This is a genomic window from Wolbachia endosymbiont (group B) of Aricia artaxerxes, assembly GCF_964026975.1.
Taxonomy (GTDB): Bacteria; Pseudomonadota; Alphaproteobacteria; order Rickettsiales; family Anaplasmataceae; genus Wolbachia.
Map to the genome: position 1 here is coordinate 509,944 of NZ_OZ034718.1, position 18,938 is coordinate 528,881.

General features: G+C 33.1%; 12 protein-coding genes. 8 read left to right on the top strand and 4 right to left on the bottom strand.

Going from position 1 to position 18,938, the window contains the following annotated elements:
- Positions 1 to 13 precede the first annotated feature (13 nt).
- Positions 14 to 6,523: an ankyrin repeat domain-containing protein gene (locus tag AAGE00_RS02375; protein ID WP_341815323.1), complete on the top strand. Its 6,510-nt coding sequence runs from the start codon at positions 14 to 16 to the stop codon at positions 6,521 to 6,523.
- A gap of 347 nt (positions 6,524 to 6,870) precedes the next feature.
- Here the strand turns inward: AAGE00_RS02375 and AAGE00_RS02380 are convergent, their stop codons facing one another.
- Entirely contained in the window at positions 6,871 to 7,800 is a 930-nt protein-coding gene (locus AAGE00_RS02380) for an Rpn family recombination-promoting nuclease/putative transposase (protein WP_262986565.1), read from the bottom strand.
- Positions 7,801 to 7,929: 129 nt separating this feature from the next.
- Here AAGE00_RS02380 and AAGE00_RS02385 point away from each other — a divergent pair, with 129 nt between their 5' ends.
- The 7 genes from AAGE00_RS02385 (at position 7,930) to AAGE00_RS02415 (ending at position 15,545) form a co-directional block, all read left to right on the top strand.
- Positions 7,930 to 8,841: a helix-turn-helix domain-containing protein gene (locus AAGE00_RS02385; protein ID WP_264376373.1), complete on the top strand. Its 912-nt coding sequence runs from the start codon at positions 7,930 to 7,932 to the stop codon at positions 8,839 to 8,841.
- Positions 8,842 to 9,006: 165 nt separating this feature from the next.
- Positions 9,007 to 9,669 (top strand): RadC family protein, encoded by a 663-nt coding sequence (locus tag AAGE00_RS02390; RefSeq protein WP_230609182.1) that lies wholly within the window; start codon positions 9,007 to 9,009, stop codon positions 9,667 to 9,669.
- Positions 9,670 to 9,775: 106 nt separating this feature from the next.
- Positions 9,776 to 10,906, top strand: coding sequence for a hypothetical protein (locus AAGE00_RS02395; protein ID WP_341815324.1), 1,131 nt, complete (start codon positions 9,776 to 9,778; stop codon positions 10,904 to 10,906).
- Between the two features lie 79 nt (positions 10,907 to 10,985).
- Positions 10,986 to 11,891 (top strand): helix-turn-helix domain-containing protein, encoded by a 906-nt coding sequence (locus tag AAGE00_RS02400; protein ID WP_019236554.1) that lies wholly within the window; start codon positions 10,986 to 10,988, stop codon positions 11,889 to 11,891.
- Between the two features lie 49 nt (positions 11,892 to 11,940).
- The gene (locus AAGE00_RS02405) at positions 11,941 to 12,834 is read left to right on the top strand and encodes a helix-turn-helix domain-containing protein (protein WP_265044350.1); all 894 of its coding nucleotides are present in this window, start codon (positions 11,941 to 11,943) and stop codon (positions 12,832 to 12,834) included.
- A 456-nt stretch (positions 12,835 to 13,290) separates the two neighbouring features.
- On the top strand, positions 13,291 to 14,190 hold the full coding sequence (locus tag AAGE00_RS02410) for a DMT family transporter (protein ID WP_341815325.1): 900 nt from the start codon (positions 13,291 to 13,293) through the stop codon (positions 14,188 to 14,190).
- A 47-nt stretch (positions 14,191 to 14,237) separates the two neighbouring features.
- Positions 14,238 to 15,545, top strand: a complete 1,308-nt coding sequence (locus tag AAGE00_RS02415) for a UDP-glucose dehydrogenase family protein (protein WP_264376873.1) — start codon at positions 14,238 to 14,240, stop codon at positions 15,543 to 15,545.
- 17 nt (positions 15,546 to 15,562) lie between these two features.
- Here AAGE00_RS02415 and AAGE00_RS02420 read toward each other — a convergent pair whose 3' ends face one another.
- From AAGE00_RS02420 to AAGE00_RS02430, 3 genes are all read right to left on the bottom strand, one after another.
- A complete protein-coding gene (locus AAGE00_RS02420; RefSeq protein ID WP_341815326.1) occupies positions 15,563 to 16,708 on the bottom strand; it encodes an MFS transporter in 1,146 nt (381 codons plus the stop codon).
- 140 nt (positions 16,709 to 16,848) lie between these two features.
- On the bottom strand, positions 16,849 to 17,892 hold the full coding sequence (locus AAGE00_RS02425; protein ID WP_211908064.1) for a threonine aldolase family protein: 1,044 nt from the start codon (positions 17,890 to 17,892) through the stop codon (positions 16,849 to 16,851).
- On the bottom strand, positions 17,889 to 18,938 hold the full coding sequence (locus AAGE00_RS02430; protein ID WP_341815369.1) for a GntG family PLP-dependent aldolase: 1,050 nt from the start codon (positions 18,936 to 18,938) through the stop codon (positions 17,889 to 17,891). The genes AAGE00_RS02425 and AAGE00_RS02430 overlap by 4 nt, the downstream gene beginning before the upstream one ends.

Sequence of the window (18,938 nt, forward strand, 5' to 3'; positions counted from 1 at the left end):
ACCAACACTAGCTATGCAACAAAGCCAGTCAGATTTTAAAAGATATCTTACTATTTGGGCTGAAAAATACAATTCTTTACAAGAGTACAACAACGGAGATAATAGATTTCAAGGTACTTTTAAAGAAGTTACTTATCCTAATGAGTTAAAAGAAACATTTGATAAAGCACTAGATATCCAATCCTTATCAATAAGAGGATATAGTAGATTATTAGAAAAAATTGGAGAAGGAATCTTTCCTTTTAAGAGTCTCGTTAATAAAGAAGCTCATTTCCAGGGAATATTGAATGGAGTGTTTAGTTATTATAGTGACTTAAAATTACAGGAATCACCAGAAACTAGAGCATTAGTTTTAACTGAGTTTCAAACTGGTAGAGGGGAACGTATTGACATGCTAGTTCATGGTATTAAGTTTGTGGCTCAAGGTGGAAATGCTGAGGAGTACACTCCAATAGGGTTAGAACTTAAGGCATCAAGGCAGGGTAAAGGGGCTCAAGCTTTATTGAGGGAAGCAAATGATCAAATAAATGAAGAGTACAAAGAAGGTGTTACCTATAAAACACTTACAGATGGTGATGAGGTAAAATTTATCGGTGTTGTTTTCGATAAAGGATCTAATAATCCGAATAAACTTATTTTAACAAGTAGGACAACCAAGGAAGGATTTATTCCTGTTGAAGTAGTTCATAGTTCAGTTCATATGCTGCCTACTGGTGAAGCAACACAATCTTTGAATAAGTTAAATCTTAATGGCTGTGCAAAGCAAAGCAATAGAAAGAAGAGAAGTATTAAATGTTTATTTTCAAAGGATGATGTGGAAAAGTTTAGTAAAGGAAGGGTAGATAAAAATAATGTAGGTAAGGTTATAATTGATAGTGAAAAGTTCCTAACTTATGTTAAAAGCAGTCAAGATGAAGGGAAAAATGCTCAGCTAATAGAGTTTATTGGAAACAAAAATATTGAGGGTGACTATAAATATTTAGTTGATAAGGTGATTGGAGACCAAGGGTATGAGCGCTATATTCAGAATGAGCGTATCAAGGATTTATATGGTGACGTTTTACAGCAAAACAGTGATTTAACAAAAAACCCGAAATTAAAAAGCAGATTAATGAATGCTGCAGGTGGAATACAATTAATAAGAGGAATTCATGGTGCTATTGTATCTTGCAAGGATGGAACAGCAACGGATTGTGGATTAAATCTAGGTGGAATAGGATGGTCTTTTGCGTCTCAACCAATTGAGAATGTAATGGTTAAAATTGCTCCAAAAGTTGTAACATCAGCTGAAAAAGTTGTAGGAAGGATTATACCGGGTACTTTAGGTAAGCAGACAAAATTTGTTGTTCAAGTTGCAGGAGTAAAATTTGGAAGTAAAATAGCGAAAGGCACGGCAGGAGCTATAGCTGGTATATTTGATATTATTGATATAGGCATATCAGCAAATAACCTTGTAGACTGTAAAAATAGAGAAGATAGTAATAATCCATGTGGAGAAAAGGAGATAAGAGATAATATAGCTTCTATAGCCTTTTCTGGTGTGTCATTTGTTTCTGGTGTTGCTCTTACAGCAGCTAGTCTGCCTGGAGTTGGTATTGGAGTTGGATTTGGACTCATGGTAACTCATGGAGTTTATAGTGGTATTAGCAATATTATAGAGTATGAAAAGAAGTATGATACAACTCATGGTGAGAATTTCGATATCTTTTTGCATACGCTTTTACTTTCATCTATGCCATATGATCTGGAACACCTTGCAGCCAGAAATAATATGGTTAATAGTCAAGCTAAAAGAGCCTGGAAAGCTTTAAGTGATAGCCCTAATGATGTAGTTGCCTATGGAGTTGGTTTTGGGGTGGATAGCGACACGCCATCTCTTCATGCAGGGTATGGAAAGATTCTAATGAATAGAACAGATGCTGATACAACAAACCTTTCACGTGTTATACCTGACCCAATTCAAAATGCTACGATAATTTGCTTACCACAAGTCACTAGCGAAATTTATGAAAAAGGTATTAAAAAATCAGTTCCAACAGCTGTGCATCACTGTGAAAATACAATGGTTATTGCTGATAGAAGAAGAATGCAAAATGGTACAATAATTCTTTATAATTTAGAAAGCATAGATGAAGGTACCATTGTTGGAAGTAATACATTAAATAACTACTTCTTGATTTTTAGAGGAAACACAGGAATAACTGGTGGTAATAATACTGTTAACAAATTTATTCTTGTGAAACCTGGAGGTTTTTCGGGTAAAATTATTGGTGGAAGTAATGCTACTAATATACTTGACCTAAGTCAATCAACAGAATACGACTTTGTACAAGCAAAAATTGACTATCGTTTTAGACCTAACGCTCCCGGTCTTTTAAGGTTAACAACAAATCTTCATCGATTGATCAATGATTATGTTGATAGCAATGTCGATGCTTTCAGGTATAGCTATATTGGAAGGCAAAATAAGACAGATAATGTTTTATGTACATATAATTCTAGGCGCCTTACTAGAAACGATAATCGTGACGTCTTTATAAATAGTGGTGGAGGTTTGAGCAAAAATGAGAAGGATACAGTTGATAATTGTAAAAAAGTAGCTATTGCGCCATACACTAAAGTTACAGGTGCAGAAAATGATTATACCTTTTATATAAAAACCACAGATTACGAGGCTAAAGATTTATATTCAGAAATTGATGTAAAAGGAACGGGAACTGTAATCTTTCCGGAAACTAATCTGCTAGATGATTGTGATGAAATATCTTATTTCTCGACTAATAATACTTTATCTTTAAAAATAGGGCTGGGTCAAGGTAATCAATATACCCTTGATATTAAAAATTATATTAAGCAAGGCAGTAATCAACCTAATTTTATGCTGATAGATAAAAATGGTAGTAATATTATTCCTAAAATTGAGAAACTAGAATCATCCATTACAAAAATTAACTCGTTCGAGTTACATACAGAACATTCTCTTGATAGCTTTGATGCTGCAGAAAATCATTACAAGGAAATACTCATTAATAATAAGGACTATAAAGTCTTTGGTGTTGTTAGAGCAAAACTACAAAGCAATAGCGCATTCCAACATATGGTATTTGGTTCTTCAGGAGAAGATATAATAAATTTTGACCAAAGGAGTATGTTTGCTAGAGGTGGAAATGGAAGTGATATGTATGTTATTGATAGCAACACAGAGAAAAGAGAGATTATTATTGATAATAACTCAGGTGATAAAAAATTAGATATGTTGGTTATGCCAGAAGTTCCTGAGGAGTTTTCAATTCAACAGTGTAACTTGCATTTAAACTATAGTAATACTCATGTTCAAGTAAGAAATTATCTTAAGGGTAACAGCTATAGGCACCTTATGGTTATGAACAGTAAAGGAGAAACCTTTATTCCTTATGTACAATCAATGTCATGTGCTGGCTCTTCCGTAGAAAGTGGCAAATTATCTCCCTTTTTCCATGCCACACAGACTCAGAATATGTTTTTGTTGCCTAAGGATTTTGAAGGTGATCATTTAGTGATTGATTCTAATCTTGAAGATATCGAGAAATATAAAGATGAAGATGATCTCTTATTAACAAGAGAAGGTGAGATTCCTTTTATTATTAGAGTAGAAGATTTTTATAATGACCAAAGTAAATGGAGAGATGTTAATTTTCTTCTGTGGAACAATGGTAATTTTTTTCCATATTTAGGTTTACAGCAAGAGGTTGATGGAATAATGGACTATCAAGATAAACTTAAGAATGATTATGAAAAAATTATAAAAGAATATGTTATAGATTTCACTAAGTCTATCAGTATCACACATAATCAAGATGGCACTTTAACTTCGGTGGGGCAAGATGAAGAACGCATAGGAGTAGTGATATTAAAAGATATTACTCCAGATCAGATTAGGGTTTCCAGTAGTAATACAGATTTGGTGTTTTCCGACGAAGTATCTAACCATGTAATCAATGTAAAAAATTGGAATAATTCTGAGTCTTATAGGATTTCTACATTGGAATTCGATTTAGGGTTAGAACCAATAATAATCCGGAGATTAGACAGGTTTAGTTTGTCTGATATAGCAGAAATACAAGGTCTGATTAATAAAGCTTCAGAGATTTGCCAAAAGAAGGCTGGGTGCGAAGCTAACATTGAAGCTAAAAATAACGATGGCCAAACACTTTTTCATGTTGCTGCTCAAGAAGGCAAATTGCGTTCTATTAGGTTTCTTATAGGTAAAATTGAAAGTATGAATTTTGAAGATAATTTGTATTCAGAACCTGATGAACTAGTAAAAGCAGTTCGCCAAAGAGAAAGATTAAAGTCTCTCATAAATGAAAAAGATAAGTTCGGTTATACACCGCTACAATATGCTGCTAAAAATGGCAAGTGGGATATAGTTAATCTTTTCCTTGATAAAACTGCTGAAAGAAATCAAGATGACGTTGCAGATAAAGATAAATTCTCAACAAGCTGGACTACCGTGCACTATGCCGTTTACAATGGTAATATGAGTCTATTTAATGATATATTTCAATTTCTTTCAGATAAAGAAACTATGATTAATACTAAAGACAGTAGTGATTGGACACCTCTACACTATGCTGTATATTACAATGCTTTAGATGTGGTAAAATTTCTTGTGAACAAAGGAGCTGATATCAGTGTTAAAGATAAGGATAGTAAAACACCTTTAGACTTAGCTGCTCAAGAGAATGACACAAATGTAGCAGAGTTTCTAAAGCAAACGGAATTAGATAAAAAATTGTTAGCTGCAGTGCAAGATGCAGGTCTTAATGAAGTTAAAGATCTTATTAATCAGAAGGCTAATATTAATGCTAAAGACATGTACGGTTGGACGCTTTTACACTTTGCTGCTTCTCGTGATAAACTTAGTGTAGTTGAGTTTCTCTTCAATAACAATGCTAATATTAATGCTAAAGATGTGTATGGTAATACACCATTACATGTAGCTGCCCAGTACAGTAGTAGTCTTGAAATAGTTAAGTTTCTTTTAGACAAGGATATTAGCGGTATTAATAATATAACCAATAATGGTTGGACACCATTGCATGTAGCTATACAAGGAAACAAATTAAATACAGTCGAACTCCTTCTTGGCAGAGGTGCTGATATTGAAGTTAGAGATATTTATAACCAAACATCTTTAGATTTGGCTACTCGAAAAGGTTACCTAGATATAGCAGGAATTTTGAAGCAAGTACAATTAGATAGAAAATTGTTGACTATTGTGGAAAGCGATGGTTTTAATGAAGCTAAAGGTCTTATTGCTCAGGGTGCTAACATTGATACCAATGACAAGAACGGTAATACACTACTGTATTCAGCTGCTGAAATCGGTGATTTAAACCTAGTTAAACTCCTTCTTGATAATGGTGCTAATATTGAAACTAAAAATGGGGAATATCAAGCAACTCCTTTGCATGGAGCTGTGTTAAATGAAAGACTAAATGTGGTCAAATTGCTTCTTAATCGTGGTGCAAACGTTAACGCTGAAGACAAAGACAATTGGACACCTTTACATTATGCTGCTGATACCAACAGTCTTGATATAGTAAAAGTTCTTGTCGATGCTCATGCTAATCTTGATGCTAGAGGTGATTACGGCAAGGCACCGCTAGATATTGCTAGAGATAGTAGTATTGCAGAATATTTAGAGAAAAAACTCAATGAAAAAGGAGAAAAACCTGTGCAACGCAGACGCCGTCATCACCACGGGGATCACAATCGCAATCATAATCACTCATCACATAAATTCCTTTCTGTAGATTCAAGTAATCAACCTGGAATAGCAGCAAGTAGTAGCACAAGACCATCTTCATGGATAAATGATTTGTTTAGTTGGGTGAAAAGTTCTGTAGGTGGGTTTAGAGCTGTTTTACCTGAGGAAACATCAAGTACTACAAGTTCAATTTTACAAGTTGATGCGCCAATAGATGTAAATGGTACGATAATGTTACTTGATGTGCTTGTTAGAAAGGTTACGGGTCAAAAATACATTTTTACATCAGATCAGAACGTATCATTACTGGAAGCGCAGGGCTATGCATTGAATATTACAGAGAAATTTGAGAAAGTAGTAGAACAAGCTGCATTAAAAAGTGGCATATCAATGCACCGGTTAAATATTGATTATATGGAAATGCAGAAAGAGATTACTAGGAAAGTCATGAGTGGTAAATTTAATGAAATTTCAGGGATTTTAAAATCGTATGTAGAGAAAGCATGCCCTGGTAAAGAAGCTGGTAAATTAAGTCTGAAGAAATTTGACAAGTTTATAGCTCAATTTAATAAGGGTCTGCTAAATCAATCAATAGAGCAGATATTACACAACAGAGATGGTACATTAGAAGTTGATGGTACAAAAAAACAGCAGATAAGTTTAGAGCCTCAAAGTTATTTAAGTAATGCTTCAGTTCACAGCCATTCAGAAGTATCAACTTGTCTTTCTGAGATAGGAGTAACCAAGCTTGGAGGTAATATCAATAGGTAGGTTATAATATAAGAGGTGCAGCTATAAAATGCCAAGTAGTGAAAATTTTAAAGTGAAGGTAGCAAAATTAGCCAAAATAATTAGGGAAACCAGTAGCAAGTTTGATGGTCCTAATACTAAAATGGATGAAGTAGACATTAAATACTAAGTGGTTAATGTGTTTTCCATATTGAACTTACAGCACGTAGCTTTGATATAGAAGTTTGAGTAACGTTATGATAGTAATTTATATAATTCTATGTGCAATCCTTATAGCTATTTTAGACAGTTCATTAGATTCTTAATTAGGGAATATATCTAACTTAAAGAAGATTTTCATAAATGTTGAAGTGAATAAGTTGTAGTATTTATGTTTTTTCCCTGAGTTGTAAAATTTCAGAATGAGAGAGACCGGTAATTTGAGCTATAACATCTATAGGGACATCGGCCTTGAGTGAATTTTTTGCAACTTCAATTTTACCTTCAATTTTACCTTTTTCATGGCCGATTTGGATGCCTTCTTTCCTGCCTTTCTCTTCTCCAATTTGGATTCCTTCATGTTTAGCATCATCGAGTTTTTGAGCAAGGATAGCGTTTTCTTTCTGCACGCTCAATATTCTTTCTTCATATGCGATCAAATCCTTTTCATTCCAGCGAAACCTGTCTAATTCATCATATGCTAGCTTTATTATCGGAGCTTCTGCTGCTATCTTTTTTAGATCTTCTTCAGTTGTATCTTCTGCGTATTTAAAAAAGAAACACCATCTCTCTGTAGTATTCTCTAATTGCTCTACCTTATTTTTTGTAAATTTAGGCAACTCAATAAAGACAAATTGTAAATCTTTCAAGTAATGCCCATTGGTTTTGATATCGCGTATATTATGAGTAGAAATATAGTCAACTTCTTCAGGCAGAAGGTTACAATTGGAAATAGCAATAAAGAAGACTTTCTGAAGATGAATGTAATTACCAGATTTATCTAATTGCCGAGAGTAAGCTTTAGCAGCATAAAGTTGAGCACGTTTCTCAAAGCCTTTATCACGAGCGAGTTGCATTTCGATAACAAATCTATTACCAATAGAGTCTTTGCAAAGAACATCAACAATGCTTTGTTTGTCAGAGGCAATTTCAGGATCCATAATGGTACTAAGGAATTCAATTTCCATTATTTGATCAGAAGTAGAAAAACCTAAGATATCGTTGAGGAAGTGAATTAAGATATTTTTATTCTTTTCAGAGCCAAAGATCTTTTTAAAGCTCAAGTCATTTTTGGGATCAAGAAATTTCGAAAGAGCCATGACGAATTAACCTAAAAAGCATTAGTAATTATACACAATTGTGAAGAAATATTCAACTAAAATTCAAACATAGAAAGAAGCATCCCTTTTGTATATCTTTATTTGGTAGTATTAAACTGTATAATATTTATGGCAAATATCTCTATAAGGTATCAGATAGCACAAAAAGTAAGGAGCTGGAGGTTAAAGCGAGGCTATACTCAAAAAGATTTAGCGGGAAAAATCGGCGTAACATATCAAATAGTACTACAATATGAAAAAGGAACACGAAAAATTTCGATTGAAAAGTTGTGCGCTATAGCAAAGGTGTTATCAATTAATATTACGGATCTTATTCCTGTATCAAATGAAAAAATCTGTTTTGAAGATAAGGGAGAGGAAATATTAAATCTAGTAAGAAAATATAAAACGATTAATGATCAAGAGTTGCGCAAGGTGTTTTACTTGCTAACAAAATTTACCCGAGTTGGTGAGAAAAGTAGTAAAAAAGCAGAGAAAGTAAAAATTGCAAAGGGCCTGGTTAAAGCAGGGATTTCTGTTGATATTGTTTCACAAGCAATTGGCCTCTCTGCTGATGAATGTGTTGAAGAAAAAATAGGTTCTATATACTGCAAAATAGGAAAGAAGATAAAAGAATGGAGACTAGTGCGGGAATATACTCAGAAGGATTTAGCAAAGAAAATGAGTACAACACGTGATGAAATAAGCAACTATGAACAAGGAAGAACTGCTGTTCCACTGGGAAGATTATATGAGATAGCAAAGGCGTTATCGATTAATATCATGGACCTACTTGAACTAACAGAGGATGCAGATGATAAAGTGGTACCTAATTTAATTGAAGAATACAAAAAAATTGAAAGCCAAGAACTACGTCATGCACTAATGAAATCTCTGTTTGAAAGCATACAAATTTGCGAAGAGAAAGTGAAAAGAGCAGAAAAGATGAAAATTGCAAAGGATTTAGTTAAGGAAGGAATTTCTATCAATATTATTTTAAAAACAGTAGGCATCTCTTTAGACGAAATTCAACAAATTTAAAATAAAAAATCAGTATCTATTAATATCTTTACTTTTTGATGAAAAAATAAGTAAAAAAGATTGAAAAATTGATTTGACTTCACTCGGAAGCTATGGCTCTATGCCAATGCTGATAAAGCAGTAAATATTAAAAAAAAAGTTTGTTGTTAGTGAAGGGTAAATTATATGAATAATAATAAGAATAAAGAAGAAATAGAATTCAGAATATTAGAAAGCAAAGGCAAAGCACTACTTGATCGTGAAATAATGGAAACATTTTTAAGTGCAGTACATGAAAGGCCGCAAGCTCAAGAAATTGCTAAAAATCTGGTGAATACTTATGCAGGAGTAGGAAGGATTTTAGGTAGAGAAATGGATGACCTGAAAGTTATAGAAGGAGTAACTGATTCTGCAGTAGCAATGATTATGTGTGTTAAGGAAACACTAGAAAGGGTACTGAGAGAAAAGCTCAAAAGTGAGCCAATAATGGACTTACAAGGGCTAGTAGAGTACTTAAACGTAAGTATAGGCCACTCAGAAAGGGAATGTGTAAAAATACTGTACTTGAATAAAAGGCGTCAACTAATTGGAGAAGAATCCTATATTGGTGAAATGGAAAAAGCACCAGTATACATAAAGGAAATTACAAGAAAAGCATTAATAAAGAATGCAACATTAGTAATAATGTCACACAACCACCCTGGGGGAAGTTTAGAACCTTCAGAAGAAGATCAAGAAGTAACAAAGAGCTTAGCAGCAGCATGTAGTACTGTAAGCGTTAGATTATTTGATCATATTATCATTACAAGTGGGGGTTATTTTAGCTTTAGAGAAAACGGATTGTTATAGCAGAAAGTATTTGCAAATCTACTCATATTAATTTATAATGAGTAATATAATGTATAATAACAAAGTTTATTGTACACTTAAAAAGTATTTTTAATATGAGGTTTATATGACTAGTAAAGATCAGAATAAAAAGACTAATGTTAATCACAAGAAAATATTTGGTGCTCTTGAAAGCGTTGATATAGAGCAGTCTAAATTTGTGAGTAAAATTAATAGCCAGAAGGAGATAAAACTGGAAGATACAATGCCTTTCCCTAGCAGAAACGTTCGCGAAAACAAAATCAACTATGGAAAAGGACTTGATTATATATATGGCACAAAACCTGTAAGTGATCAAGAAGATAAAAATCCATTTGCCTCAGTTTTGCAAAAAATAAAGCCAAATACAGAGAAGCTGAGCTGGTTTAAGAGTTCTATAGTAGAGGCAAAAAACGTAAATGAATTGCACAAAGTTATAGACAAAGTACTAGCTTCTGGAGCAAGGCTAAATGCATGTAATGATGGAGAATGGAGCTTCGCGGAATATGTGATACTGGGCACACATTTTCATAAATTTGATAAGGCTGATCGTAAAAAGCTAATACGTAAATTAATGCTAAGTGGTGCAGAGTTTCATGATACTCTACTGCAGAATAAACTGATAGGTGAAATCTATAATGAGCTACAGCCAGAAGTTCAGCCACAGATAGATAAGCAACTAGAAGAGCTAGAGGAAGCTGGCGAAAATGCTGTGCAAGAAGGAGAATTAATAGATGTTGAGATAGATAATACAACATCGTATATAGAATTTTCTGGGAATAGTAAGGTAGAGGTAGCCAAAATACTGGAAGCAAACAGAAAGTTAGGAAGTAATATCTTAAAAATTGGTAATGATGCAGTTGAAGTTAAAAGTGAGAAGGGAGGTATAAGAAACTATACCGATATTTCAGATGGCAGCTCTATCATGTTAGAATTTCCTACAAGCATTGGTAAGCTAAATATTATATTGTACCAAGAGGCAGATCAGGTGCAAGTGAGAGTAGAAAATAAGGAAATGTGGGCTGAGTTACAAAAAAGAGGCGAAGAAATAGGAAAAAACTGTCTCTTTGGAGGAGTGAAACTTAAAGAAGCGGTAGAAAGAGGTAGTTTCACTAGATGTGGCATATGGAGTGAAAAGCAGAAGGAAGTAAGTGAAAAATTGTTTTCATGGGCAGACAAAGTACGTGAAAATAGTAAAGAAACTTGTAGGGCACTTTAATTTAAAGGTTCCAGAGTCTGGCTATTATATCTGGAGCCTTTGAGCTATAATAGAAAATATTATATGCAAGGTTCTTTTTGTGGAAAAAAGTCTAGATTATAAAGTGGGAGAAAAATTAAAAAGCTGGAGGTTAGAGCGAGGGTACACTCAGAAAGATTTAGCAGAGAAAATTGGTGTAAAATACTGGGTGATATTGCAATATGAGAAAGGGAATCGTAGAGTTCCAATTGAAAGGTTGTATGCTATAACTGAGGCACTATCAATCAGTATTACGGATCTTATTCCTGTATCAAAAAGCTGTCTTGAAGATGAAGAAGAAATATTAAATCTAGTAAGAGAATATAAAAAGATTAACGATCAGGAGTTACGTAAGATGTTTTGTTTGCTAACCAAATTTGTCCAAGTTAGTGAGAAAAGTAGTAGAAAATCGGAAAAAATAAAAATTGCAAAGAGTCTGGTTAAAGCAGGAGTTTCTGTTGATATTGTTGCAAAAACAATTGGTCTGTCTGCTGATGAATGTGTTGAAGAAAAAGTTGGTTCTATCTACTACCAAATAGGCAAAAAGATAAAGGAATGGAGACTAGTGAGAGAGTATACTCAAAAGGATTTAGCGGAGAAAATGAGTACAACACGTGACGAAATAAGCAACTATGAACAAGGACGCGTAGCTACTCCACTGGGAAAATTATATGAGATAGCAGAAACATTATCGATTAGTATTACAGATCTACTAACAGAGGAAGATGAAGGTAGTAAAGTGGAAAATGAGCTACCGAATTTGATTAAAGAATACAAAGAAATTGAGAGCCAAGAACTACGTCATGCACTAATAAAATCTTTGTTTGAAGGGATACGTATTTGTGAGGAGAAAGTGAGAGAGATAGAAAGGATTAAAGTTGCAAAGGATCTAGTAAAAGGTGGAATTTCTATTGATACTATTTTGCAAGCGGTAGGTTTATCTATTGATATGGTTTTAGATGGATAGCTCGTAAAAAAATTATAGCAATAAAGTTTTTTTCTTAAATGGAGGATAAATGTTTGTTTCTGCAAGCAATGTTAGTTACGGAATAGGGCAAAGAATAGAAAATTGTAGGTTAATGCGAGGGCATACTCAAATAGGATTAGCAAGTCAAATAGGTTTAACATACCAAGAAGTAAACAGCTATGAAGATGGGTATATTCCTATTCCAATTGAAGTACTATATATAATAGCAAGAGTATTATCAGTTGACGTTGTAGATTTATTACCTGAACCAGTAATAGTAAGGGAAGACAGCTATGAAGACGAGGAAATACTCTATCTAACGAAAATATACGAGAATCAAAAGTTAGGCAAAATAGTACCTTCATTAATCAGGTTTGTTCATATTAGCGAGAAAATCAATCAAGAGGAGGCAAGATTAGAAGTAGCAAAAAATCTAGTTAAAGAAGGAGTTTCAGTTGACATAATTTCCCAAGCAACCGGCTTATCTATTTACGAGTATGATAATACAGAGAGAGAAATCTGCACTGATTCTATATATTACAGAGTAGGGCAAAGAATAAGAGAATGGAGATTGATAAGAAGGTATACTCAAAAAGATTTGGCGGATAAAGTTGGTGTAACACTCAAGGAAATACACGAATATGAAAAAGGATATACTGAAATATCATTTGATAAATTATATGAAATAGCAGGGGAATTATCAGTGAATATTAAAGTTCTGCTGCCTAAAACAAATGAAGATAGTGAACTACTTAATTTACTAAGAAAAACTGAAGAGCAAGAATTAGTGAAGAAATTTTTATCTAGGGATATGAAGAATAGCAAAGAGAAAGTTAAAAAAACAGAAAAGATCAAGGTTGCGAAAAATCTAGTGAAGGCGGGTGTTTCTACTGATGTTATTTTGCGAGCAAGTGGCCTAACTGCCGATGAGTGTGAAAATTGAATTGTGTTTAAGATACAAGTAAAAATAGTCAATATATTAACCATTATAAATCCTTGTTTAGCTAACTCAACTGAAGCATTTTCATAAAGTTTTGCTGCTAATTCGTGTTGTTTGATAAACTTCAAATTTAATGCTTTTAAAATTGATGCTGAAAACACATATTGCTAATGCTAGCAGAGGAGCTAGTTGGTAAAATCGCCACAGCCGTCAGTACTCCCGATTACTTTTCCTGATAATGTGAGAGTATTCGCAAGTATTATCATATATTACAAAAAAATCAGTTAGCATTTCTGTTTATTAAAATTATGCAATAAAGCTGCATTTTATATAACACTTCTCAAATTATTTCTACTAAATATTTATGAATATGGTTAAACAGTAGATAGAAGAAACCTTTTCTATTATTGATCTTTTGTACAGTAAAGTTATCTCATAAAATATTAAATTTGGAGTTTTATGGATCACAGACTAAGAGCTTATTTGCTTGGAGTTACCTGGTTTATACTCAGTTTACTTAGTAGTGTAGTTAATGATACTATATCAAAGTGTCTCGGTTTACACCTTCAGAGTTTTGAAATAATTTTTTTCCGCTTTCTGTTTACCACTATTACCCTTGTACCTTTTATGTTTTACTATGGAATAGAAACTTTTAAAACAAGTCAAATATCTACTCAAATAACCAGGGGTGGGTTGTTGTTTTGTGGAATGACCTTATGGACTTACGGGTTGACTGTTTTCCCCATAGTAACTGCAACGATTATAGGTTTCTCAATACCATTATTTGTTATGCTTCTTGCAATTCCTTTTCTGGAAGAAAATATAATTTGGCAAAGATGGGTAGTAGCTGTCATTGGTTTTATTGGTATTGCTATTACTACTAAAGCTTATAGTGAGGATTTTAATCCTAAAATTCTTATTTTTATTGTATCCGCATTAATCTTCGCTATACTAGATGTACTTAATAAGAAGCTTGTAATGAAGGAGACAATAATAAGTATATTATTTTACTCAGCTCTAACAACAACAATTTTTTCCACTCCATCTTTGTTATTTTATTGGCATATGCCTTCCTTGTTGGAGTTAGTATTACTGCTGATTTTAGGAATAAGTTCAAACCTAATTCTGTTCTTCATGTTAAAAGCTTTTGCTCTTACTGATGCTACTGCACTTGCACCTTATAGATACATAGAGCTAATAATTTCTGCAATAGTAGCATACGTTATATTTAATGAATTACCTGATAAAAGTGCTTTATATGGTACTTTGATATTAATACCATCAACCTTATTTATAGCTTATTCGGAAGGTAAGGCAATTAAGAAAAATAATGTAACAACAAAAGTTTATAATTGTTAATGGTATTTATTTTAGATGCTAAGCTATATTTTTAAGGTGATAATAAAATGCACATAACTATTATAGGAGTAGGGTATGTAGGATTAGTATCTGGTACAATGTTATCTGAGCAGGGCCATAAAGTTGATTGCATTGACATAAATACTGAGAAGATTGAACTTTTGAAATCAGGGAAAATTCCTCTATATGAACCTGGATTAGCAGATTATTTAGAGAATAATATAAAGTCACAAAGGATAAGATTTTTTGATTCGTATTCTCAAATAAATCCCAATACAGAAGTAGTATTTGTAACTGTAGATACTCCATCAGACTCCCTAGGAAATGCAAATTTAAAGAATGTATATAATGCAGTAAGTGAAGTTTCTGAGAGAGTTAATCAAGATTGCTTAATAGTGATAAAGTCAACTGTTCCTCCTGGTACTGCAGAAAATATACATAATTATTTATCTAATAAGGGCTATAACTTTGATTTAGGAGTTAATCCAGAGTTTCTCAAGCAAGGCTCTGCAGTATCAGATTTTTTATACCCAGATAGGATAATAATAGGAGTAAAAACTAAGCTAGCTAGGGCAAAACTAGAAGTTATATATAGATCATTTATAGATAAGAATATTCCGTTAATAGTCACTGATACAGTTACTGCTGAAATGATTAAATATGCTTCTAATGCCTTTCTAGCAACAAAGGTTGCTTTTATCAATGAGATGGCAGGTTTATGTGAGCTATTAGGAGCAGACATTGACCTTTTAGCTAACAGTATGGGAATGGACCATAGAATAGGTAAGGAATTTCTCAAAGCTGGTCCAGGATTTGGAGGATCATGTTTTCCTAAGGATTTGTCAGCTTTATTAAGGCTTGCTGAAGACTACAATGTTAAGCTACAAATTTTAAATTCAGTTAAAGAATCTAACTATAATCATATAACAAACATTGCTAAAAAGGTAGAATATGTATTAAATGGAGTCCAAAATAAAAAAATAGCAATATGGGGGCTAACTTTTAAGTCTGGTACTGATGATGTAAGAAATAGCCCAGCTATAGATATTGCACAATTGTTAGTGAATAACAAGGCTAAAATTACTGCATATGACCCAATGGGGATGGATAATGCTAGGCAAGTTCTAAAGGATATAGAATACGCGGACAATGCTATAGGGGCTGCAAGGGACGCGGAAGCCTTGTTATTGTTAACGGAGTGGAAAGAATTTAAAAATCAAGATTTTGCAAGTTTAAAGAGTATTATGGCTGCACCTAATGTTTTTGATTTCCGTAATTTATTAGATAGCGAGCTATTACTAAGATATGGTTACCATGTTTATTCCTTGGGTAAAAAGTCTATCTACAAAGTTTAACTGTTGAGAAATTTTTTTTACACCGCTTTACTTAGTTTTTTTAGATCTTTGCTTGATAGTATGGAAAAGCAAACGAGTGCAACAACAGAGCAAATGGAAAAAAATGAAAACATAATACTGTTACCACAGTGCTTAACAAGTACTCCTAAGAGCACGCATGAAAATATTGAACTTGCAATATACCCAAATAATCCTGTTAAGCTTACAATTGCACATACATTATTTTGTGGAGCAATTTCTACAGCTATAACACCTGTCAGTACTTGCACTCCAAATATAAAGAATCCTGATAAGATTGCACCAAGGTTCATAAGAATTATGTTTTGACCAAAGTTCATTGCAATAAAAGTGAGTGCTATACCCAACATATAAAGTGATGCCAGCAAGCTTCTATTTTGAAAGAAGTACATATCACTAATTCTTCCTGTTATTAAAGTTCCAAGGATTCCACCTAAATCATATACGCCTGTTATTAGTGAGGATTGTACAAGAGAAATTTGTAATTTATTCTTTAAAATTATAGGAAACCAAAAGAAGATTCCCATTTTTATAATATAAGCACAAAAAGTAGCACAACATAGAAACCATATGGAACTTGTTACCTTGATACCTATTTGAGATTTCTGCACCTTATAATAGGTAGTAAAGTTGGCACTTTCTTTGTAATATGCCTTTAATATTATATAAATTCCAAAAAGTAAGCATAAGAAACCAGAGTACAAAAATGCACTTTTTGCATCATATATTTTAATTATACTTGGTAATACAATTAAAGTAATACAAGAACCAAGTTGCTGAGATGAGCTCATAACTCCCCATGATGATGCAATTGAAGAGATGCTAGAGTTTGTAACCATAAACTTTGTAATAGCTGGCCAACCTAACCCTTGTGTCCAAGCTAATAATATTAATGTTAACAGTAATAAAGTTAGATTATTATATGATAAAGTTATACCAATGGTTAATAATCCAGTTGCAATATTGCATAGCCCAAACATAAATAATGGATTATTTTTGGAGTCCATGATTATTCCATTAACAAATTTTGATACTCCATAAAAAAAAGAAAAGCAGGCAAAAAAATAGCTTAATTTTACATGGTCAGTATCTATTAACAGTGGTAGAGCAATTGGTATACTTTGTCTTGATAAATAAAGCAGCATATATCCACAGAAGAATAGTAAATATTGAAAGAAGACAAAGTTCACACCTATTCCCAAATAGCTCTATGCAGATGCTAGCATAATACTATATTGGTATAATATTGTTTGACAAGAAGTTTGCAAACAATTAGTGCAGAAAATTACTTACTTAGTATCTTTCTTATAGCAGATACAGTAGTATTAATATCTTCATAGCTTATATCTCTATGTGTTATAGCTCTGATTTTACCTTTGATGTTAGCCATTCTAATTCCATAATTTGTCATTAGTACGTTTATTAATTCTTGAGTAGATATACAATTAGTATGTAATGAAAAATACGCTATATTAGTTTTATACAGGTCGATATCAATTATAACTTGATCTATAGAGCCTAGGCCTTCTATAAGGTGCTGCATTTTTTTATGATCTTCTTCTAAAGAATTTACATTATTATGTAGAGCATATAAACATGCAGCTGAAATAATGCCAGCTTGGTGCATACCTCCGCCAATTTGAAACTTATAGTACCAAGCTTTTTCAATAAAATCTTCACTTCCAAGCAATATTGCGCCCATTGGAGCACCTAATCCTTTACTAAAATCAATAAATATCGAATCAAAATAACTTGCATACTCTTTTGGAGATATTTTAGTATGAGCACAAGCGTTGAACAGTCTTGCTCCATCTAAATGAGTGAATACGTCATTCTCTTTGCAGAGACTTGAGATCTCTTGAATATATTCTAAAGGCCACACAGCTCCACCACCAAAATTTGTCGTTTGTTCGATAGAAACAAGCCCAACTCTCGGAATATTTCTTAAACTAGGACGAGTAATAAACTCAACAATTTGTTCTCCAGTAAATATTCCTCTCGTACCTTTGATGGGCAAAGGAGTGGCATGTGCCTGGGCTGCGATCAAGCCAGATTGTACTATGAGTGGATGTGAAGTTTCATCAAGCAGCAAGTAATCACCAGGTCTTTGAATGTGTACTTTATAAGCAATTACATTGGACATCGTTCCTGAAATCAAAAAGATTCCTGCAGGTTTACCTAATATTTTACATGCGGTTGCCACTAATTCGTTTACAGTTGGATCTTCACATGCAGCTTCGTTTCCAACTTTTGCTTTAGCCATCGCTTCCCTCATTTTAGCTGAAGGGTCAGTGTTTGAATCGCTAAAGAAATCTATTTTTATTCTCATATTAAATTTAACACAACCTCCTTTATAATTTCAGCAGCTTTCATGATTTCTGTTTCCTTTGTGCCAAGATGGGTAACTGCTCTTATATGAGACTCGAGCCAAGGAAAAAGCAATAAACCATAAGCTTGGCACTTACTCAAGAAAACCTCATTAGTTACATTTAGTGCTTTTATACTGAAGCTTACTATATTAGTTTCTGGATAAGGTAGTACCAGTTTTATGTGTGGAATTTCTTTAATCTTATCTGCAAACAATTTAGCGAGCTTATTATCTTCTTTAAGCCTAGAGATATTATTCTGTAGTACGTATTTTGCTGCATTAGCACAATACCCTATCTGATGATAACCACTACCTAGCCAAACCTGTAGCTTTTTAGCCCTTTCAATTATCTCTCTTTTACCCATAAGCATTGAACCAAAAGGAGCGCCAAGTCCTTTAGTAAAAGAAAAGCTCATTGTATCCACATATTTAGCATAATCTGCTAAAGCAATATTTGTTTCGATATGAGCATTAAATATTCTTGCACCGTCTAAATGAAGATTTACATTGTGAGCTTTTAAAAAGTGATATAACTCGACTTGTTTTTCAAAAGGATAAATTTTACCATTAAACCCATTTATACTATTTTCTATAGAAACAAGACTCACCTGAGCAAAAATTTTATACCTCGGCTTAGAATTAATAGCATATTCTACTTCATCAACATCTAAGATTCCGCTATTATTTCTAATACAATTAAATACGATATTATTTACTTTTGCATTGCCTGCACTATCGAAAAAATTAATGTGATAATTATAATTAGTTATTAGTTCATCACCAGGACTTGTTTGACTGGCAATGGCTAATCTATTTGCAAGCATACCGCTGGTTACAAATAATGCTTCTTCTACTTTGAATAATTGTTTGCAATATTCTGATAAGTCATTACAGCTTTTGTCTTCACCATAAGCAAAATCTCCAACAGTTGCATTACTTATTGCATGTATAACGTTGGAGCTCTGCAGAGTTGTAGTGTCACTTCTCAGATCAATAATTTTTTCCAT

Excerpts from the sequence above, each read along its gene's own strand:
- AAGE00_RS02375 (WP_341815323.1), top strand. The coding sequence starts at position 14 with ATGCAACAAAGCCAGTCAGATTTTAAAAGATATCTTACTATTTGGGCT.
- AAGE00_RS02380 (WP_262986565.1), bottom strand. The coding sequence starts at position 7,800 with ATGGCTCTTTCGAAATTTCTTGATCCCAAAAATGACTTGAGCTTTAAA.
- AAGE00_RS02385 (WP_264376373.1), top strand. The coding sequence starts at position 7,930 with ATGGCAAATATCTCTATAAGGTATCAGATAGCACAAAAAGTAAGGAGC.
- AAGE00_RS02390 (WP_230609182.1), top strand. The coding sequence starts at position 9,007 with ATGAATAATAATAAGAATAAAGAAGAAATAGAATTCAGAATATTAGAA.
- AAGE00_RS02395 (WP_341815324.1), top strand. The coding sequence starts at position 9,776 with ATGACTAGTAAAGATCAGAATAAAAAGACTAATGTTAATCACAAGAAA.
- AAGE00_RS02405 (WP_265044350.1), top strand. The coding sequence starts at position 11,941 with ATGTTTGTTTCTGCAAGCAATGTTAGTTACGGAATAGGGCAAAGAATA.
- AAGE00_RS02410 (WP_341815325.1), top strand. The coding sequence starts at position 13,291 with ATGGATCACAGACTAAGAGCTTATTTGCTTGGAGTTACCTGGTTTATA.
- AAGE00_RS02415 (WP_264376873.1), top strand. The coding sequence starts at position 14,238 with ATGCACATAACTATTATAGGAGTAGGGTATGTAGGATTAGTATCTGGT.
- AAGE00_RS02420 (WP_341815326.1), bottom strand. The coding sequence starts at position 16,708 with ATGCTGCTTTATTTATCAAGACAAAGTATACCAATTGCTCTACCACTG.
- AAGE00_RS02425 (WP_211908064.1), bottom strand. The coding sequence starts at position 17,892 with ATGAGAATAAAAATAGATTTCTTTAGCGATTCAAACACTGACCCTTCA.
- AAGE00_RS02430 (WP_341815369.1), bottom strand. The coding sequence starts at position 18,938 with ATGGAAAAAATTATTGATCTGAGAAGTGACACTACAACTCTGCAGAGC.